An 18,825-nucleotide genomic window follows, 5' to 3' on the forward strand; every position below is an offset into this window, starting at 1 on the left:
GGCTCCCCTATCTCAATGGGAAGCCACAACTGCTCTCGACTGTTTCTCAGAGCTTCTTGTATTCAGATCGCAAGGCCAACCACAGGCAGTAGCACATGATGAGTATCACCAGTGTAAACGGGATCCCCATAGACACGGCGGCTCCCTGAAGGGCGTTCAACCCACCGCCGAGGAGCAGTGCAATAGCGACAAGGCCTTCAAGCGTACACCACCATACGCGCTGAACGACGGGCGCATCCAACTTGCCACCTGCGGTGATTGTATCGATCACCAGTGAACCGGAGTCGGACGAGGTGACAAAGAAGATCACAATCAACACCAGTGAGATCGGCGCAATGATGTTGTACAGCGGCAGTTCCTTGAGGAAACCGAACAAAGCGCCCTCCGGAGCATAACTGTCGATGACAGTGGCTTTGACTCCTTCAGCACCACCGGAATTCAGCATGTCGATGGCCGCACCTCCGAAAGTGGACATCCACAACGCACAAACAGCTGTTGGTGCAATCAGGGCACAGAGTACAAACTCACGCACGGTGCGACCCCGGGAAATCCGTGCAATGAACATGCCGACGAAAGGCGACCAAGCAATCCACCACGCCCAATAGAATGTTGTCCAGCCGTGGAAAAAGCTCGTATCTTCCCGCCCGAACGGATTGGAGAGTGCGGGCAGCAATGTGACATAGTCTACCATGACTGAAACGTAGCGCGCGATTGCGGCAGAAATTCCGGTCATAGCGATCACAAAAATAAAGAGCCCGACGGCCATTATCATATTTATCTCAGACAGTCTTTTTACGCCCGCGTCCATGCCCAAGAGGACGGAGCCAAGAGCGATAAGCGTGATGGCAACGATAATGATAACGGTCAGCGTCGGGGACGGTGAGATGCCAAACACCTCATTCAGACCTGCAGCAACTTGTTGAGCACCCAGGCCCAAGGACGTCGTAAGGCCGAAAAGTGTCGCAAAGACCGCCAGCGTGTCAATGAGATGTCCCCAAAAGCCCCAGACACGTTCTCCAAGCAGCGGAAAAAAAGCCGACCGGAGCGTGAGTGGCAGGTTCAGGTTGTAAGCGAATATCGCAAGCGCCAATCCCACTGCAGCATATACAGCCCAGCCTTCGAGACCCCAGTGATGTATTGTCCCGACGACGCCAATATACTCATTGCCCGGTTGACTAATGTCGATGTTCAGGGGCCGTGCATTCCCGTCTTCCGAAAAGTTGTAATACACTGGCTCCAAAACACCAAAGAACAGGAGGCCGATCCCGATCCCTGCCGCAAACATCATTGCGATCCAACCCGCATATGAGTAGTCGGGTTTCGCATCCTTTCCGCCAATTCTGACTTTTCCGACAGGCAGGACAATAAGCGCCAGGCAGAACAACGTGATCGCATTTACCGACAACACCAGAAACCAGTCAAAGGTACTGGTCAGCCATGGCCGGAGCCAGCCGAAGAATGCAGCGGCAGCTTCCTGATTGGCCAAAGCCACGATCACGAAACCCAGGATCAGCAAACCAGAGACAATGAAGACGGGGTTGTGAATATCCAACCCGAGCGGCCTGATGTTGTCTTGTCCGAGTTCATACTCAGTCTCGAAGTCCCAGACACGTGGGTCCGGGTCGAGCATCTTTTTGGGACTTGAATCTGACATTTTGCCTCCCATAGCGCTGTTTCATAAGGTTTATCGTTGCACGGCATGCGACGATCTGTCCAACACTGAGTTGGAGGGAGCTACGACAGGAAACGGCGCATCAAGTCCCAAGGCCGCAAAGTCAAGAAGCAAAAAACAGTCAAATCAGCTTCGATAGGTAAACAATTTCAACAGGGTAACTTTGTCGCGTAGCGGCAAATTAGTCGGCCGAGAACGCCAAAAACCCACACGACTTAGTGACCTATGTTCTGAAGTCTGTCGTAGCCATCTCGGCTAAACAGCAGAACCGTTAGGTCAAGTTCATCCCTGTCTAACAGCATTGGGGAACTCGCAGCTGGCTCAGTTTCCTCGGGTAGCGCAACCGTCAAGTGGGCAGAATTAACGCGTTTAGATTGCTTACGCTTTGGCACCGGAACCACAATTCAATCTGCTGTCCTGTGATATCCGCATTGGACTGATATTGTTGAAAAACTCCAGTTTTGGCCAAAACCGGAAAAAAATTACCCATTGACAGGCGGTTGATTTTTTCGCCAGGGGGTCGGCCGAAGCAATGGTTCCGCGATGTGAGAGGCTGTCATGGCCTGCTTTGGGCAAGTGGTGTCAACATTGCTGACGCGATGGAAATCGGCGAAAAAGCGAGTGGGCCGAATTCTCGAGTTTTTCAACAATATTGGCTTAATTCGGTCATTCGCAGTAACTTCGTGAGCGTCTACTTCGCGGACGCACCCTACGCCAAAGGGCAGTTCTACGTGAAAAGATCAGTAGAAAGGTACTTCAATCCGGAGTCGCAAATGATCACGGAAACGGTCTGGCCTTTGTGAGGGCCTTTTAGCAGCTCGACAGCACCCGCCACGTTGGCGCCGGCAGAAAACCCAGCGAAAATGCCTTCTAAACGCGCCAGATTGCGACAAGTCTGACGCGCCGTGTTGCCATCAATTTGAAGAAACCCATCCCACACGAACCCTCGAAGGAAATCGAGATCATCCATAACATACCCACCTCCCTGAATGGGATGTTCGGGGCTTGTCACTTCCTGACCGGCGATAACAGCAGCGCCTTCGGGCTCAATGGGATAGCATTTGATCTCTGAATTTCGCGATCGCAGGTACTTGGAAGTCCCAGACAAAGTGCCACCCGATCCGACAAAATCACAGAATGCATCGATGTTGCCGCCGGACTGTTCCCAAAGTTCTGGGCCAGTCGTATGTTCATGGGCACTCGGATTACCTTCTCGTTGGAATTGGTCAGCTCGAAATGCGTTGCGTTCAATCGTCAGTTTTGTAGCCACGCGATCAACCTCTGCGAGGTCAGCGCCGGATACTTCCCCGGGGCGACTTCCCGGCATTTGATCTACCAACACGACTTCGGCGCCAAGAGCCTGCATCATTTGTGCGCGCTCAGGCGAGTTGCCTTTGGACATGACAGCAACGAATGGGTAGCCTTTGATACTGCAGATGATGGCAAGGCCGGTGCCCATATTGCCACTTGTCAGCTCAACGATTGTCTGCCCATGCTCTAACGTGCCATTGGCCTCAGCTGCTTCAATGACCCCAAGCGCCGCGCGGTCTTTTTTTGGAGAATCCGGGGTTCAAGTAATCGAGCTTGGCTAAAATTTTTCCCTCGCAACCATAGTGCTTTACCAGCCGATCAAGAGACACCAAAGGTGTGTTTCCAATCGCTCCGAGAATGGAACAAAATGTACCAGTCATTATAAGAGTCCCAACTCTGTTTCGAAGCGAACTTTGGTAGACACTGCAGAGTTTTGCAACTTGGGCGCCTGGTGCTCAGCCACCAAAAAGTAACGTAAGGCTGCTCTGTAGGCGACACAACCTATCGCGGCAATCAGGTTTGGCGTTAGAGACTGGCCAAAACTGATTTCCAGTCTCGGTTATTTAAGTGGCAAAAATTTTCTTGTGGATACCTGCTGGAGTGCGAGCTCACAAATATACCAGCTGGTTTTCTACTGCTTCCAATAGTGCCGTCTTAACTGCGTCGATCATTTTAGTGCGAGGTGAGGCTCTCATATTCGCCAGGCCAACAATGCGCTTAGGTCCGTTCTGTTCAAGGGGAATACTTTTGAGCCGCAAGTGGTCATATGCAGCTAAGCGGCTGTCTGGTATGATTGATACGCCAAGTTCAGCCGCCACCATACTTGAGATTGCTTCAAGGCTCTCTAGTTCCATGGCGTCTTTGACTTCAATGCCCTTTCTTTGCAGCCAAGTCTCGATTTGCCTTCCTACAACCGCATCACGCGTAAAACGAATAAACGGTGACGCACCAAGCAGTTCTTTCGGAGGTAAATCTGGGGTGTTTTCCGAGACAAGCAGGACCAATTCTTCGGATACAATTTCAGAGAATTCCAACGTGTTTGGCAGAACATCTGGTCGGGAAATGATCGCCGCTTGAATCTGCCCGCGATCTAACTGTAGCAAAAGCTGATTGGTCAAACCTGGAACAACTCTTACACGGATATCCGGATGCACGGACTTTAGCCTCGCTAGCGCAATTGGCACCAATCCAGTCAGAGTTGTTGGAACGGCCCCCAAAGTTATTTCACCAGAGAGTTCGTTGTTCGACCTCACCCTTTCCGCCAAACCGTCATATGCGGCCACCACCGCAGCAGCCTCTCCGACTAATGTTAGCCCGGTATGAGTAAGTTTGGGAGATTTGGCTGATCGGTCAAATAAATCGAGCCCCAAAGTGACCTCCAGATTCCGCATTTGGTGACTGACGGCCGACGCAGTTAAATGCTCCGCCTCTGACGCGGCACGGAAGCTACCATGTCGATGGACTGCGATTAGAGTTCGCAGTGACCTAATGCTCATTCCGATAACCTCGCTACCGCCTAACCCGTGATCAATATGTGAAATTTTTTCACCCATCAGTCAAAGAATTTTCGTTTTTGTTCATTTTTGTTGATGTGTACCTTGCGCATAGCATGCCCAACGAAACCAAACCCAGAGGTGCTTATGGTTGCTCCCAAATCCAACGCTTATACTTCCATCGTTGCCAAACCCTTCGCTCCAAACCTTGGGGCTGAGATTTATGGAGTCGATCTAAGCCGGCCTGTTCCTGACAACCAGTTCGCAGAGATCTGCAGCGCTTTTCACACCTATCAAGTTCTGTTTTTCAAAGAGCAGAAAGAAATTCCGCCTGCGCAGCACATTGAATTTGGGAAACGCTTTGGACCGCTTCATGCGCACCCCGCAGCCCCAACAATGGAAGGATATCCAGAGATTTTCGAAATCCATGCAACCAAGAATTCCAAGGTAGCAAACGGTGAGTTCTGGCACTCTGACGTCTCTTGCGACGAGACGCCTCCTCTTGGAACTATGCTTCAAATCCATATCGCCCCTCCCTGCGGCGGGGACACTATGTTCAGTGATATGTATGCGGCCTACGACGATCTTTCTGAACCGATAAAAGATATGATCAACGGCCTGTCTGCGCTTCATAGTTCAGAGCATATCTATATAGGCCGCTATAGCGACCGGGGACAAAAAGACAGCGATATTGATTGTCCCGAAGCAGTTCATCCAATTGTTAGAACTCATCCGGAAACGGGCCGGAAATCGCTATTTGTGAACCGAACATTTACGACAAAGATTGTGGGCTTGTCGGATAAGGAAAGCGATGCGATCCTCGACATGCTTTTCGAGCATGCGGAACAAATCAACTATCAAATCCGGTTCAGGTGGTCGCTTTACGACATGGCCTTTTGGGACAACCGGTGCTGCATGCATCGTGCTATCTGGGACTATTGGCCCGCAGAGCGTAAAGGGCGACGTGTGACCGTGAAAGGCGATAGACCTGTTTAGTCTCGACTGAACCGAATTGCTCGATCAATGAAACCAAATCTTTAGGAGCGCTAAGTGCGAGCTGCAGTCGTAAGAGAGTTTTGTGAAGACCTTTCGATTGAGACGGTCCCGGATCCAACCTGTCCAGACAATGGAGTGGTCCTGGAGGTCGCTGCCTGTGGCGTATGCCGCTCGGATTTCCATGGATGGTCTGGTGCACACCCCAAAGTTCAAAATGGCTCCATCTTAGGGCACGAATACTGTGGGACCGTGGTAGAGGCAGGGCCTCAAGCGAAGCACAAAGTTGGTGATCGCCTCATAGCGCCATTCATCTTAGGCTGCGGCAGCTGCAACGCTTGTCAAACAGGCGTATCAAACACTTGTGCTAACCAAATCGTTCCTGGATTTGGAACGCAAGGTGCATACGCAGAATACGTTGCAGTGCCTTTTGACCACAACTTGGTTCACTTGCCAGAAACGCTGTCCCCTGCCTTGGCGGCAGGGCTCGGGTGTCGTGTCACCACTGCTTGGCATGCTTTGACTGACCGTGCAGATGTCGCAGCTGGTGAATGGGTGGCTGTCCACGGAACCGGAGGGATTGGCTTGTCCGTTCTTCTATTGGCAAAAATGCTTGGATGCCGAGTTGTCGTAGTGGATGTGGTTGAAGAAAAGCTTGAGTATGCAAAGCTCAACGGCGCGGACGCAACAGTAAATGCAAGCAAAGAAGACGCCGCAGCAGCGATCCGAGATATCACGGATGGAGGAGCACAGGTTTCCATAGAAGCGTTGGGTATCGAAACAACGACGAACGCATCCGTAGAGTGTCTCGCTATCCTTGGTCGACACGTGCAAATTGGTATGCCGTCGGGCGACGGCCAGATGCAGGTGAACATGCGTGCAATCTATTCCAAACAACTCTCGTTTTTTGGCACTCGTGGTATGCCTTCATGGAAATACCCCCGCCTTCTAGGAATGATCGAACGTGGCGAAGTGGATATCCAGCCAATGGTCGCCAGAGAAATCCGATTGGAAGAGGCTAGCAATGAACTTCGCGCAATGAATGGACCGACTTCCCCAGGAACCGCTGTTATCACAAGGTTTCAGCCGTGATCGGCCCAAACGCCTTATGGGTTTTTTAAACAGTCATTCCCTCTATCATTGTGCGTCCCTATGCAAATTCAGTTATTCGCGCAATCTGGCTGTTCCGGGTAACGCAATGAACGTCTGCTTTTGGCTCCAGGCGGTCATTCGTGTATTAGGCTTGAGCGACCGCTTTGACGCCATCGACTCCATAGGCCCCGCCACCCGCCAGCACCGGCGACCGCCCGTCAGCCCCAGGAACGACTCGTCAACGGTCCAGTCCTACGGATGCCGTCAGCACCAGTGAGCGGTCTCGGGTCTCTCTATCCTCCGGTTTTTATTCATTACTTATACCTATTCCCCACCCCCATAGTACCCCTGCTAGTGGTTAGGAAAGAGGAGGAGACAAGGGGAGTCAGAACACCCGAAACCACTGGGGCATAAACGGGTACCACGGGTATCGAACTAACGATGTTCCAATCAACTGGCTGGGGTGGTAGGAAACCTTGCCGACCGATGAAACCAATGAGCTTTTCCGACCGGTGGCCGGAACTGGGGCGATTTTGGGGGGCATTTAGCGGAGCTAAGCGATACGCGGCACGAGGACGAAGGACGAGTGAGCACGGGGAATTTAGAGGGTGAGCATCTGGCATTCTGTTAATCGAAGCGACGTGTTGAATGGAGCATCAACGGGTCAGCATTGGCAATTCGAGTCGCTGGCAGCCCCATTTTACATTGGCGACAGGCGCTGGCGGGGCCAATGATGGTTGAATGCGCTAAACAGGCCTAAAGTCGAATTTCATTTCATTTTCTGCTATCCTCAAACTCGGAGGATTAGCATGGAGCGTAGGATTGCTGCCATTCTCGCCGCCGACATGGTTGCGTACTCGCGCCTAATGGAGGCCGACGAGACAGGTACCATTGAGCGACAAAAACGACACCGGATCGAACTCATCGACCCCAAGATAGACACCCATAAAGGTCATATAATAAAACTAACGGGGGACGGAATGATTGCCGAGTTCCCCAGTGTCGTAGAGGCAGTTCACTGTGCGGTTTCGATTCAAGAAGCCATGAAAACCCGAGAAGAGCATGTCCCTGAAGATCGCAAGATCCGCTATCGAGTTGCGGTCAACCTTGGCGATGTAGTCTTCGACGAGGGGGATATCTACGGAGACGGTGTCAACATCGCGGCTCGGCTGGAAGAATTGGCCGCACCGGGAGGTGTGGTCGTATCCGGCACAGCCTACGATCACCTCAAAGCGAACGTGGAAGTTGGTTATGAAGATCTAGGAGAAAAGAGAGTAAAAAACATATCCACTCCTGTCAGGGTGTATCGGGTGGTGCCGGGCGGGAAGCCGCTTGTTTCAAGCTCTGGAAATTTTCCAATCAAGTTAGGCATTTCAATGTCTGCGATCATCCTCTTGCTTGCACTAATGATTTGGCGACCATGGAAACCGGAATTCGATCCTGCCTCAGTTGATCAGATGGCCCTTCCTCTGCCGGACAAGCCTTCACTCGTGGTACTTCCGTTCGACGATTTTAGTGACAATCCAGAACACGCATTTTTTGCAGACGGGATCACCGAAGACCTGATCACGGACTTGAGCAAGCTGTCTGGCATTTTCGTAATTTCACGAAATTCAAGTTGGACTTACAAAGACAAGGCCGTGAAATCCCAGCAGGTCGCTGAAGAATTGGGGGTACAATACATCCTTGAAGGGAGCCTGCGCAGAGCAGGAGATCAAGTCCGTGTAAATGCACAGTTGATCGATGCCTTGAGCGGTCATCATATTTGGGCCAACCGATATGACAGTGATGTTCAGCAGGTTTTTGAACTTCAGGACAAGGTCCTAGAAGAAATAACATCTGCATTGGCGGTTCAATTGACAGCCAAAGAAAAACAGGAGTTTGGAACAACAGAAACTGAACATCCTGAAGCGTATGACTCGCTGCTGTACGGCCTTGAACTTTTGCGCAGTGGCAATTCTGATGACACCTTGAGCGCGATTTCCAGATTTGAAGACGCGATCGCAATCGATCCCGATTACCACAGGGCTTATGCTGCCTTTGCTGCGGCCCATTGGCGAATTGTTCAGAGTGTCTGGTTTCTGGCCATGAGTGGCGGGTTTGAACGGTCTTGGAAAGAAGTGGAAAGAAGCCTTGAAAAAGCAATGGAGGAACCATCGGCTTTAGCATATTCGGTTCAGGCAGAGATTCTTGTGGAGCAGGGCCGCCACGATGAGGCTTATAAGGAATTAGATAAAGCGTTGGCTTTGGCGCCAAATGACCCTGACATACATCTCGTAAAAGCCAAGGTCCTTAACGCGACAGGGCGTGCGTCGGAAGCAGAAGCGGCGGTTCAGTATGCCTTGCGTTTTGATCCGCTTGAACCAACCCGTTATTTGCGCGAACTGGGTGTTTCCCAGCTTCACCAAAAAAAATATGAGGACGTCGTGGCAACGATGCGACGCGTGCTCAACCGCAATTCTGACATAGTGGCCGATATTACAACGTTAGTATCCGCGCTTGGTCACTTGGAGCGGCTAGAGGAAGTCCCTGATTTGGTAAAGCAGTACGACGCTCTTGCCCTGCCGTCGTTTTATGATCCCTTTACGGCTGAAGAAAGCCTTATCTGGTGGTACGGTGACATGTACGGTTACGACCCGGATTATCGCCGACATTTGTATGAGGGCGTTTTGAAAGCCGGGGTACCACCCAGCACTGGCAATGACATTGATTACGATGATGTCGCAGACCAAATGACACGTGATGAAGGTTTGTATTACCCTGAATCAATCTCTCGTATTAATACTGAAGAAGCACATGCTCTTTGGGAACAAGGCGCAGCGAAATTCGTCGATGTGCGCGCGAAGTTGGATTTTAATGCCGGGCATATACCCAATTCCTTCAACTTCTCGCTGTTAGTTGGTCTGTCACGAGACGCACTTTTGGAAATAGCGGAACTTGATGACACTTTGGTATTCAGCTGCCATGGGCCACATTGCCCATATTCTGCGTATGCCGCAATAAAGGCCCACCTCTGGGGCTTCGAGGATTCTCGGTACTATGCCGGTGGGTATCCAGATTGGGTCGAGCAAGGCCTTCCAACGGCAATCGTTGAAAACGATTAGCTCGTCGCTCGCCAACTACCCCTTGGTTTCACCCTGAAAAATGCCAGAAACGTCGGCTGCGAGCTTCTGTTGGGCGTAGAGCAGACGTTCAGTTGGTACCGGTCGGAGTGCAGACGCCCAGCTAAATTGATGGCGTGTTCGCATTGAGCCCTGAGCAAGCACGAGTAGCCTTGTGGTTGATTGGTGAAACGCGGCCTTTATGCTAAAATTCGGCTGCGGAAAACGTGAGACGGGAGGAGAAGTCATGGCTTGGAATGTTTCGGGCGAGCTCGTCGAAACCTGCAGTTGCAACATGCTTTGCCCATGCTGGTTCGGACAAGCCGACCTTATGCTCATGGACCAGGGGTATTGCGCAACAACACTGTTGGTACGCATTCGCGAGGGCTCTCATGAAGGCGTGGACCTTTCCGGTCAGAACGCGATTGTCTCGTTTCATTTCCCCGGGCCGACCCTGTTCGACGCCAACGGCACCGGGCGAGTGTACATTGATGAAAACGCCAGCGATGCGCAGGTAGCGTCATTGGAGACCATCTTGCAGGGTGCGTCCGGCGGCGGCATGGAAGTACCAGCAAGCCTGTTGTCGACCTGGCTTCCGACCAAACGCGCCGGGATCAGCGTGACCGAGGCCGAAGGCGAACTAACGGCGAGTGTGGCTGGTGTGGGCGAGATGAAATCCCGCCGTCTGGTCAATGATCTCGGCAACAAGATGAAACTGCAGAACGCCGCGTTCAGCCTCGCCTTCGGGCATGAGGGGCATCAAGGTGATCTGGCCCCCAGTGACGGCACCACCTGGAACGACTCAGATATGCCCATGAGCTGGACAGGCCGGTCGGGTGTGGTTGGACAAGTCGCCTGGGCCGGCTGAGGCTGGGCCGGATCGTCAGGCTATTACAATGAATGCTTTAGGAGTTGCACAACGGGATCGGGCGCTGGTTCTGGCTGCGCTAGTTGCGCTCACGGCGCTGGCGTGGGCCTATACAATTTACCTCGGGCGTGGTTCGTCCCCGATGGCGATGGCCAGCGACGTAACCATGCCGATGATGATGCAGTGGTCAGTCGCGGATTTTGTCTTCATGCTTATCATGTGGGCCGTGATGATGTTCGCGATGATGCTGCCTTCGGTTACACCCGCCGTAATGATCTACGAAAGAGTGCGCGCGAAACGGGAGGAGGCAGGGCGCCCCTTCGTGCCGACGGGCAGCTTCGTTGCAGGGTATCTGTTGGTTTGGCTGGGGTTCTCGCTGGCGGCGACTGTATTGAATTGGTGGCTGCACACGGGTGGCGCGCTTTCCTCCATGATGGGGAGGGTTGCGCCGACCGTGGGCGGCGTGATGTTGATATTCGCCGGGTTGTTCCAATGGACGCCACTCAAGAACGCTTGCCTAGAGCATTGCCGCTCGCCCATGAGTTTTCTGACGGCTCATTGGCACGAGGGAAACCTGGGTGCCGCGAAGATGGGGCTTCAGCACGGGGCCTACTGTCTTGGCTGCTGCTGGCTGCTGATGGTGCTGTTGTTTGTATTGGGCGTCATGAACCTGCCGTGGGTTGCCGTACTTACAATCGTGGTGTTGGCGGAAAAGACGTTGCCATTTGGGCGATTTCTGAGCCGAGGATTTGGCCTGGTATTGATTGTCTGGGGCGGGTGGTTGATCGCACTGACCTGAGGAAGGGTCGATAAATTCTCAAGCAGGTCGAATGCCACGACAGAGTGATATCCGAAACCTTACCGGACGGGCAATTTCAGTACGAGATAGAAACCCGCCTCGAGCCTAAATCTGACATCTCCACTCGCCACGATACTCCCGATAGCCGAGTTTTCGTTTTATCGCTTTACACGGGCAATGATTTTTTAAGACTAATGCGCTGATTTGAGTAAGCAGGCTAATTCAAATTTGCCAAGGACCTGAAATCCAAGTCTGGTGCTCAGTCCGGCAAGCCAGCTACACGAAGGGTTTGCATAAGGTGGTCGAGCGTTGACGGATCCTTGTAAGGCTGACTGCTTGCGTAGTCGGATAGGCAAAACGCCGGATCACTCCTCACGATATCGTGGGCGACGCGTTTCGCCTTGTCGTGAGCGGATGTAAGCTCGTAGTCGCTGCAGAGAATAATGCGAGCGTCATTGTTCTTTTGATTAAGCCGCAAGGACTCTTTCGCAGCGCGGATCGAGAGCGCAATGTTGCCGTTGTCTCGGTACGCGGCTGCGAGTACGTCGATTAGCCAGGCAGGATACACTTTCTCGAGCTGAAGGGCTTCTTTCACGCTCTGAACAGCGGACTGTGCGTCGCCGCAATAATTCAGCACGAGCCCCAGGAGAGCATGCGCCAACGGACAACTCGACCTAAGCTTCGCTCCGGTTTTACATAGCTTCAGCGCTTCTTCATATTTCCCGTTAAGAAGTAGAATATGCCCAAAGACAGCGTGACCGATGCCGTTGTTGTCTTCGTATTTTATTGCACTTTGCGCCCAATTGGCCGCCAGTTCCATGGATCTTGCTGCCGGCTCGGTCCACTTGAAAAAACCGTCCATCCAATGCGTTACGGAAACGTAGCTCGGACCCACCACTGAGTCGGGTTGTACGCGGTGAAGCTCTTCAAAAAAGCCGCGGGCAATTCCATTGTCCTCAGGGTTTAGCTCGTAAAAGTGACTGGCACCGCGGTAGTAACACTCGACCGCCTCAGGGCTGTTGAGTTTTTCGAACCAAATGCGATTTCGTTCATTCGTGGCCAACTTTATGTTCAGTGCAGCGATGATTTCCCGAGTGATTTCATCCTGAACTTTGAAGATATCATCCACAACTCGATCATAGCTTTGAGCAAAGATGATTTGCTCGATTTCTACGTCTGTAAGTTGCGCGGTGACCCGCACTCGATCACTAGCCTGTTGGACAGCGCCTTCGAGAATGTAGCGAGCGCCGAATTTGGCGCCCACCGATGATGCCGAGACATCTTTCCCGCGATAGGGATTAAGGGCCGGTGCATGAACAAGAAAAAGCCCGGAAAGCTGTGTTAGTGTGGCCGAGATACCGAACCGGATACCATCGGCAAGAAAGTCCTTTTCGGGGTCAGAACACAGGCATTTGAAGGGTACAATCGCGATGCAAGGTCTTTCCGGAAGGTCGAATTCAAGCGTGCCTTTGTCGCGTGCGCCGGCATCCGTCTCGATCTCTTTGGTGGCAACACGGTACGCGCGCACTTGGCCTTCAATGTTCCTGAGAGTTTGCTCACCCACGAATTCGAACGGATAAGAGATCTTGCCAACAACCTGATCGTAAATCGTTCCGCTGATCATAATTCCCCCAGCTTCGGCCAGCTTCTCGAGCCGGGCCGCGACGTTAATTGCGTCGCCAAAGAGGTTGCCTCCCTCGACCATTACATCGCCGAGGTTGATGCCAATGCGAAAAAGCATAACGCGGTCTACTGGAAAGTGAGCGTTTCCAGTCTCGAGTCTCCGCTGAATTTCTATGGCGCAGCGCACGGCTTCCACGGGACTCGGGAATTCGGCGATTACACTGTCGCCCGCGGATCCAAAAACACGACCGCTGTAATTGGCAATGGATGCTTCAATGGTTTCACGGTGGACCAGGAGCGTTCGTAGCGTAGCTTCTTCGTCCGCATCCATCAGCCGGCTGTATCCTACTGCGTCTGCTGCAAGGATAGCCGCGAGCCGTCGCCGAACTTGGTCATCCGTCATAGCACCTGCTTCCCTAGGTCACAGAACTATGGCGCCATCTTACTTTTCCAGGGAACGAGAGTCCACTGACGCGTAAAGAAAGACGCGCATTAGGCAGGGCCCTGCGTACGGCCGGACTGTCCGAATTGCAGTCTCTCAAACCTTGCTCAGCGAATAGTCGAACCGAGCCCAACGCCGACGTCCACAATATGAAGATGAACTGACTTACTTTCGCCGAGAGGCTCTGTTGCACAAAACGCGTGAGGGATTCATCTTGTGAATCCAGTGTGGTAGCTGGGATGCATGAGCAGACCTACACCCCCAACCTACAGGACCAAGAACTGGCCAGCTTATAACGAAGCGCTCAAGCGCCGGGGTTCGCTGACGATCTGGTTCGACCCTGAGATGAGCTGGGATGGCGCGCCGACAGGCAGGCGTGGCCGCCAGCAGATCTACAGCGACGCCGCTATACAGACGTGCCTTTCGATGAAGGTGCTGTTCGGGATGGCGCTCCGGCAAACAACTGGCTTCGTCGAAAGTCTGCTTCGACTGGTTGGCCTCGACTGGACGGTGTCCGACTTCAGCACGCTGTCGCGCCGTCAAAAGACGTTGGCCGTCAATATCCCGTATTGCGGCTCCAAGGGTCCGCTACACCTGCTGATCGACAGCACCGGCATCAAGGTCGAGGGCGAAGGCGAATGGCACGCCCTCAAACATGGTGGCCCGAAGCATCGCGTCTGGCGCAAGGTCCACCTCGGGATTGACGAGGAAACGCTGGAGATCCGGGCTGTTGAGATCACCGGGAGCCACATTGGTGAAGCACCGGTTTTGCCCGACCTGCTCGGCCAGATCCCGGCGGACCAGGAAATCGGCATCGTCACGGCAGATGGGGCCTACGACACACGCAATTGCCACGATGCCATCGCTGACCGCGGCGCCCACGCCGTCATCCCGCCCGGCAAGAACGCCAAGCCATGGAAGACCGTCACCGCTGGTGCCGTAGCGCGCAACGAGGCGCTGCGGGCATCGAAATACCTCGGCCGCGCCCTCTGGCGAAGATGGAGCGGTTACCACCGCCGGAGCCGCGTCGAGACCAAGATGCATTGTGTGAAACTGCTGGGACAACGGCTCATGGCGAGAGACTTCGAGCGACAGGTCGCCGAGTTCCAGGTCCGCATCGCCGTCCTGAACGGCTACACCGCGCTCGGCATACCCGTCACGGGAGCTGTGGGATAAGTCCGTTCGGGGAAAGGGGAACCTCGGCGTTCAGCCGATTTGTGCAACAGAGCCACGCCAGAGTATTTTACCCCAGTTAGCTTCTCCAGTTTCGATTACTTTGTCGATGAGGTGGCGCAGGTCGATATCGTCTCCAAGCTTTACGAATATGGGTAGTGTCTCGTCTTCAATACGTTCAACCCCTGTCAGGATTTGCTGTCTGTCGATAAACTGTATCCGAAGAATCTGGGGGGTAGCTGAAACCGCGCCAAGCAAAAGGCTAACGAACTCTTCAGAACCCTCCGGTTCAACTTCCCCCGAGGAAATCCTGCCCGCAATGAAGTCGATTTGATCTGCAGCTGCAGACAGATAACGCTCGACCTGTTGTCGTTGTGTGCCAATAATAAGTTGAGCCTTCTGGGTCAGCAGCTCTGAGGTATTTCGATAGCCAACAAGCAGCCCCACACCCAATACGCCTGCAACTGAAGTGAGAACGAAGAAACCAAGCCCAAGCGCCAAGGCGACCGACATTGAAGCATGCCATTCGCCGGCATTCTCGTGAGAATTATTTCCTTTTGGCCCCCCCATGACACGCCCCGTGAACGAGACCATCGATTGGTACAATGCAGCAGATTATATGCAATTTCTTAAGCTTTTAAAAGTTTGGCTTGTTTGAGGGGCCGTGGTATGGGCCTTCAACGACCTCTGGGGTCCCACCCTCAACACCCGTATCACCCGAAACCACTGGGGCATAAACGGGGGCATTTCTCGGAGGGTTTGGCCCCAAGTGCCTAGTCTCGTTCCATGTTCCGATGAACTGGCTGGGGTGGTAGGAATCCTTGCCAACCGATGATTGTTATCGGCTTTTCCAACCGGTGGCCGAAACTGGGGCGGTTTCGGGGGCATTCTGCTGAGCGAAGCGACGGGCAGCATGAGGACGAAGGACGAGTGAGCATGGGGCATTCTCGACCGCTAGAGAAGCCGCTGACGGGACAGCTGACGAGACCGCCGAGGACGGTCCACTGGCGCTGGCTGGACCGCTGACGACTGGTTCCGGGTGCTGACGGGTGGTCGTTGGTGCTGGCGGAGTGGTCGTTCGAGGCTAGTGCTGCGAAGGACCGTTGAGAGCCCATTAAAATCGCTCCGGCCCCAGATTTTGAAAGTTGGATTAAAGCGTCTAGACTGCGTGCAGATGGCAATCCGAATGAGTGAAGCGATGTCTGATGACTTTGAAATCAGGAAATTGATTGGGCAACACTTTGAGCCTATGCGATGGGGCGCGGTTGATGAGCCCAATTGGGGAAAGTTTGGAAACGATTTCCTTGCGGACGCAAAGTTATGCGGCGCGGCACGCCCAGCGCAGCTTCGATCGCTTGAGGAGTTCGTAGATCGGATGGAAACGGTCGCTAGAAAGAATCTGCGCAGCTTTGAAGAACACACCCGTGGAATGAAGATCTTGCGCTTTGGCAATATCGCGGTCGTTCTTGCAATGTCGGAACTTGTGGAAAACGGCAAGGACGTCAGCCACGACATCAGTGGGTATCTGCTTGTTAAGTCTGATGGCCGTTGGTCGATCATGGCTCACGCTTGGGATCAGGCGGACGAGAACAACCCGGTCCCAGAAGAATTGCACTAGCCTTTCAAGGAAATGAAACCGAAACTTGCAAATATACCAACCCTTGAAACAGAACGCTTGAGCATGCGTGCACCGCTCGCTTCAGATTACAAACCGTTCGTCGAGTTCCGTATGTCAAAACGCGCTCAAGGCGTCGGTGGACCATTTACGCGATCAGAAGCATATGGCCAATTCGGCGAGTTGTTCGGTCATTGGATTCTACACGGATTTGGCCGGTGGGTCGTTGCTGACCGCAGGACAGATGAGCCGCTTGGTGTTGTTGGTCTTTGGTTTCCAGAGGGATGGCCGGAGCCCGAGGTGGCTTGGTCGGTTTTTGCAGGCGGGGAGGGCAAAGGCATAGCGTTCGAAGCCTCACTCGCCGCTCGAGATTTTGCCTACTATACCCTTGGGTGGACAACGGCAGTTAGCCTCATCATGGAAGGCAATACTCGGTCGTTTGCTCTAGCTGAGCGCCTGAACGCGACATTTGAAAGAACGTTTCAACACCCCGCATTGGGCGCGATGCAAGTCTGGCGCCATCCTAAGCCAAGTATTAAGCCGCAGGAATAGAAACGAGAACTTTGCGGGGAGTTAATCCCAAAAGGGATCATCCAAAATCTTCGTCCGCTTCGCCCGCGGAACGGTCATTTAGCAAGCCCTTAACCAACGTCCGCATTGGCAAAAAGAAAGCAAGGCGAAGGCCCCCGGCAACCCGCTAAGGGCCGCCGAGGGTTCTGTCTATGAGGGTGGTCTTCGGTTGACGACATAGTCTGCCAACCACTGCCAGTAGGCTTCAGCGTCACGGAACCCCTGAGCCCGAGCAGCCAGATCTTCCGCTGCTTTACGGGTGCAACCGCCATCGTATTCGGCGATAGCAGCGCGTTCCTCGAACGCATCAATGTCCGGGAAGGTCATGAGGCAACTGTCCCTAGCGGGAGTCTTATCTGATCGACGATCGACCGGCGTTGCTCATCACTTATGCCAGCTGAGTAGATGCCGTAGGTGATCCCGTTCTCTGACCGTGCCGATTGATGACCGACCAGAGAAGCCGTGAAGTGTTCAGGAACACCAGTTCGCTCGCACTGGGTGATGAACCACTTGCGGGTCGAGTGAAACACCAGTCCCGGTCGCTCCAGACCCAGCCGCCGTCTCAGTCTCGTAAACCCCTTGGTGACGTGCGCCACGGTCAGATCAGGAAACAGCGGGCCATGGCTAGGCAGTTGCCGGAAGGTCTCATCCAGCACCGGGTGAACCGGAACCAGTCTCTCCGCAGCATCCGTCTTCAGCAGTCTCAGTTCATTGGGTTGAACATGAACGAAGCAACCGAGGTTGCCCTTGGTCACGAGGTCTTCCCGAAGTAACCCAACCGCTTCCCCCGCGCGCAGTCCTGTCAGCAGGCAGGTCAGCAGAACGGAATGAAGCTCAGGATCACGAGCCGCCAGAAGTCTGGAGACCTCATCGTCAGTCGGCACCGCATAGGGTTGAGGACGCACTTTCCGATCGAACGGCACCGTCCGGAACGGGTTGACCTCCAGATGCCCCTCATAGACCACCCAGTCGAGGAAGTGATTGACCTGCGACCAGATCCGCCGCTGGGTTCTGGCCGTGATGGTCACCGATCCCCGAGACGAGTAGGTAACGAGTTGGTCCAGGGTCAGCCCGCGTGTCCTCTCTGACTTACCGATCATCGGTGATAGCTGGGCTATCGCTGACAGAAACTCTCGCCCCTCCGCCCGCGTCAGACTGCAAACCGATCGGTCGCCGTACCGGCTGGTGAACAACCCCACAGAGTATCGGACCGATTTGAACCCGCTGGGTCGTAGTTCATCACAACGCCGGGAGAGATAGGCGCGGCTCAGGTCACGAACCGGCACCTTTACCGGCGCGGCTGGTCGGGTGAAGGCAGGACCGTCCAGAACTGTCCCGGAGCCCTCCAGAGTGGCCCGGAGACGCACGAGAGACGACTCTGGCTGGTCGAGCCAATCAAGAACGTCAGCGGTGCTCTCTGTGGCAGAGAGGGCGTCCTCTGCCTGACCCCGGACTTGCTCCACCAGTGTCTCGAAGCGGGCATTGACTTCAGCGGCACGGACGCGGGCGGTGTTGCGATCCCCGGTCTTCAGGCTCTGCTTCAGCGCCTGAGCGCCCAGCGCGAGAGCCACGTCAACGGGATAGTTGCGTCTGAACAACCAGGTATGGCCCTTCAGATAGGCATAGCGAATGTGAGCAGACATCAGTCTCCTCCTTTCAGTGTTGGAATGTGGGATGGGTTCAGTTGGTTGAGATAACCCGTAGGATCATCTCGAGGGCCGGTTCGCCGTAGGTACCAGCCAGTGGGCCGGTCACAGCAAAGCCGGTCACGCAGTCTTCGAACACCTCCTCCACGCGGAAGTGATGTTCGGGGATGTCATCGAAGGCGCGGACGACCACGACGTCACCGGGATTCAGTTTCAGCTCAGTCATCGTCGGACCTCCACGTCCAGAGGACCGCCAGCAGAACCAGCGCCGAGACAGCGGGGTGGGACCGAGACACCACCCAGAGCATCGTCGTCAGGACAGCCTTGGGCGGTGGGTGCAAAAGAAAACCCCCGACGAGAACGCCGAGGGCAGACAGGTACTTCATGGATCATACTCCTGCAGTTGCTTCTTTATTTAGATGCAGGA

17 protein-coding genes and 1 pseudogene are annotated in these 18,825 nt (G+C 53.9%); 9 read left to right on the plus strand and 9 right to left on the minus strand.

Going from position 1 to position 18,825, the window contains the following annotated elements; translation table 11 throughout:
• Window positions 1-46 precede the first annotated feature (46 nt).
• From ACR3EQ_RS18190 to ACR3EQ_RS18200, 3 genes are all read right to left on the minus strand, one after another.
• Entirely contained in the window at window positions 47-1,654 is a 1,608-nt protein-coding gene (locus tag ACR3EQ_RS18190) for a BCCT family transporter (protein ID WP_170617524.1), read from the minus strand.
• Window positions 1,655-2,399: 745 nt separating this feature from the next.
• Window positions 2,400-3,200, minus strand: coding sequence for a PLP-dependent cysteine synthase family protein (locus ACR3EQ_RS18195; RefSeq protein WP_480442397.1), 801 nt, complete (start codon window positions 3,198-3,200; stop codon window positions 2,400-2,402).
• Window positions 3,201-3,591: 391 nt separating this feature from the next.
• Window positions 3,592-4,536 carry a LysR family transcriptional regulator gene (locus ACR3EQ_RS18200; RefSeq protein ID WP_480491455.1) on the minus strand — a complete coding sequence of 315 codons (945 nt, stop codon included), beginning with the start codon at window positions 4,534-4,536 and terminating at the stop codon, window positions 3,592-3,594.
• 87 nt (window positions 4,537-4,623) lie between these two features.
• Between ACR3EQ_RS18200 and ACR3EQ_RS18205 the strand changes: the two genes are divergently transcribed.
• From ACR3EQ_RS18205 to ACR3EQ_RS18230, 6 genes and pseudogenes are all read left to right on the plus strand, one after another.
• A complete protein-coding gene (locus tag ACR3EQ_RS18205; RefSeq protein ID WP_170617511.1) occupies window positions 4,624-5,472 on the plus strand; it encodes a TauD/TfdA family dioxygenase in 849 nt (282 codons plus the stop codon).
• A 135-nt stretch (window positions 5,473-5,607) separates the two neighbouring features.
• Window positions 5,608-5,916, plus strand: a pseudogene (locus ACR3EQ_RS18210) (alcohol dehydrogenase catalytic domain-containing protein); the annotation flags it as partial.
• A 138-nt stretch (window positions 5,917-6,054) separates the two neighbouring features.
• On the plus strand, window positions 6,055-6,561 hold the full coding sequence (locus tag ACR3EQ_RS18215) for a zinc-binding dehydrogenase (protein ID WP_480491799.1): 507 nt from the start codon (window positions 6,055-6,057) through the stop codon (window positions 6,559-6,561).
• An 809-nt stretch (window positions 6,562-7,370) separates the two neighbouring features.
• A complete protein-coding gene (locus ACR3EQ_RS18220; RefSeq protein ID WP_480491457.1) occupies window positions 7,371-9,665 on the plus strand; it encodes a rhodanese-like domain-containing protein in 2,295 nt (764 codons plus the stop codon).
• 244 nt (window positions 9,666-9,909) lie between these two features.
• On the plus strand, window positions 9,910-10,530 hold the full coding sequence (locus ACR3EQ_RS18225; RefSeq protein ID WP_170617505.1) for a DUF1326 domain-containing protein: 621 nt from the start codon (window positions 9,910-9,912) through the stop codon (window positions 10,528-10,530).
• A 28-nt stretch (window positions 10,531-10,558) separates the two neighbouring features.
• Window positions 10,559-11,329: a DUF2182 domain-containing protein gene (locus ACR3EQ_RS18230; RefSeq protein WP_170617503.1), complete on the plus strand. Its 771-nt coding sequence runs from the start codon at window positions 10,559-10,561 to the stop codon at window positions 11,327-11,329.
• A 259-nt stretch (window positions 11,330-11,588) separates the two neighbouring features.
• Here ACR3EQ_RS18230 and ACR3EQ_RS18235 read toward each other — a convergent pair whose 3' ends face one another.
• The gene (locus ACR3EQ_RS18235; protein ID WP_170619308.1) at window positions 11,589-13,355 is read right to left on the minus strand and encodes an adenylate/guanylate cyclase domain-containing protein; all 1,767 of its coding nucleotides are present in this window, start codon (window positions 13,353-13,355) and stop codon (window positions 11,589-11,591) included.
• A gap of 282 nt (window positions 13,356-13,637) precedes the next feature.
• Between ACR3EQ_RS18235 and ACR3EQ_RS18240 the strand changes: the two genes are divergently transcribed.
• The gene (locus tag ACR3EQ_RS18240) at window positions 13,638-14,570 is read left to right on the plus strand and encodes an IS5 family transposase (RefSeq protein WP_170619095.1); all 933 of its coding nucleotides are present in this window, start codon (window positions 13,638-13,640) and stop codon (window positions 14,568-14,570) included.
• Window positions 14,571-14,600: 30 nt separating this feature from the next.
• Here ACR3EQ_RS18240 and ACR3EQ_RS18245 read toward each other — a convergent pair whose 3' ends face one another.
• Window positions 14,601-15,137: a hypothetical protein gene (locus ACR3EQ_RS18245; RefSeq protein WP_480491458.1), complete on the minus strand. Its 537-nt coding sequence runs from the start codon at window positions 15,135-15,137 to the stop codon at window positions 14,601-14,603.
• A 598-nt stretch (window positions 15,138-15,735) separates the two neighbouring features.
• Between ACR3EQ_RS18245 and ACR3EQ_RS18250 the strand changes: the two genes are divergently transcribed.
• Complete coding sequence (locus ACR3EQ_RS18250) at window positions 15,736-16,185, plus strand: nuclear transport factor 2 family protein (RefSeq protein ID WP_480491460.1); 450 nt, start codon at window positions 15,736-15,738, stop codon at window positions 16,183-16,185.
• A 12-nt stretch (window positions 16,186-16,197) separates the two neighbouring features.
• Window positions 16,198-16,734, plus strand: coding sequence for a GNAT family N-acetyltransferase (locus ACR3EQ_RS18255; protein WP_480491462.1), 537 nt, complete (start codon window positions 16,198-16,200; stop codon window positions 16,732-16,734).
• Window positions 16,735-16,902: 168 nt separating this feature from the next.
• Here the strand turns inward: ACR3EQ_RS18255 and ACR3EQ_RS18260 are convergent, their stop codons facing one another.
• From ACR3EQ_RS18260 to ACR3EQ_RS18275, 4 genes are read right to left on the minus strand one after another with little or no spacing between them, the layout of a single operon-like run.
• Entirely contained in the window at window positions 16,903-17,079 is a 177-nt protein-coding gene (locus ACR3EQ_RS18260; protein ID WP_480491463.1) for a hypothetical protein, read from the minus strand.
• Window positions 17,076-18,395, minus strand: coding sequence for a DUF6538 domain-containing protein (locus tag ACR3EQ_RS18265; RefSeq protein ID WP_480491465.1), 1,320 nt, complete (start codon window positions 18,393-18,395; stop codon window positions 17,076-17,078). Before ACR3EQ_RS18265 ends, ACR3EQ_RS18260 begins: the two co-directional genes overlap by 4 nt.
• A 37-nt stretch (window positions 18,396-18,432) precedes the next feature.
• Window positions 18,433-18,624 carry a hypothetical protein gene (locus ACR3EQ_RS18270; RefSeq protein WP_480491467.1) on the minus strand — a complete coding sequence of 64 codons (192 nt, stop codon included), beginning with the start codon at window positions 18,622-18,624 and terminating at the stop codon, window positions 18,433-18,435.
• Entirely contained in the window at window positions 18,617-18,784 is a 168-nt protein-coding gene (locus ACR3EQ_RS18275; RefSeq protein WP_170484287.1) for a hypothetical protein, read from the minus strand. The genes ACR3EQ_RS18270 and ACR3EQ_RS18275 overlap by 8 nt, the downstream gene beginning before the upstream one ends.
• Window positions 18,785-18,825: the final 41 nt, after the last annotated feature.

The sequence above is a fragment of the Ruegeria sp. AN11 genome, from assembly GCF_056536005.1.

Excerpts from the sequence above, each read along its gene's own strand:
- ACR3EQ_RS18190 (WP_170617524.1), bottom strand. The coding sequence starts at position 1,654 with ATGTCAGATTCAAGTCCCAAAAAGATGCTCGACCCGGACCCACGTGTC.
- ACR3EQ_RS18200 (WP_480491455.1), bottom strand. The coding sequence starts at position 4,536 with ATGGGTGAAAAAATTTCACATATTGATCACGGGTTAGGCGGTAGCGAG.
- ACR3EQ_RS18205 (WP_170617511.1), top strand. The coding sequence starts at position 4,624 with ATGGTTGCTCCCAAATCCAACGCTTATACTTCCATCGTTGCCAAACCC.
- ACR3EQ_RS18220 (WP_480491457.1), top strand. The coding sequence starts at position 7,371 with ATGGAGCGTAGGATTGCTGCCATTCTCGCCGCCGACATGGTTGCGTAC.
- ACR3EQ_RS18225 (WP_170617505.1), top strand. The coding sequence starts at position 9,910 with ATGGCTTGGAATGTTTCGGGCGAGCTCGTCGAAACCTGCAGTTGCAAC.
- ACR3EQ_RS18230 (WP_170617503.1), top strand. The coding sequence starts at position 10,559 with ATGAATGCTTTAGGAGTTGCACAACGGGATCGGGCGCTGGTTCTGGCT.
- ACR3EQ_RS18235 (WP_170619308.1), bottom strand. The coding sequence starts at position 13,355 with ATGACGGATGACCAAGTTCGGCGACGGCTCGCGGCTATCCTTGCAGCA.
- ACR3EQ_RS18240 (WP_170619095.1), top strand. The coding sequence starts at position 13,638 with ATGAGCAGACCTACACCCCCAACCTACAGGACCAAGAACTGGCCAGCT.
- ACR3EQ_RS18245 (WP_480491458.1), bottom strand. The coding sequence starts at position 15,137 with ATGGGGGGGCCAAAAGGAAATAATTCTCACGAGAATGCCGGCGAATGG.
- ACR3EQ_RS18255 (WP_480491462.1), top strand. The coding sequence starts at position 16,198 with ATGAAACCGAAACTTGCAAATATACCAACCCTTGAAACAGAACGCTTG.
- ACR3EQ_RS18260 (WP_480491463.1), bottom strand. The coding sequence starts at position 17,079 with ATGACCTTCCCGGACATTGATGCGTTCGAGGAACGCGCTGCTATCGCC.
- ACR3EQ_RS18265 (WP_480491465.1), bottom strand. The coding sequence starts at position 18,395 with ATGTCTGCTCACATTCGCTATGCCTATCTGAAGGGCCATACCTGGTTG.
- ACR3EQ_RS18270 (WP_480491467.1), bottom strand. The coding sequence starts at position 18,624 with ATGACTGAGCTGAAACTGAATCCCGGTGACGTCGTGGTCGTCCGCGCC.
- ACR3EQ_RS18275 (WP_170484287.1), bottom strand. The coding sequence starts at position 18,784 with ATGAAGTACCTGTCTGCCCTCGGCGTTCTCGTCGGGGGTTTTCTTTTG.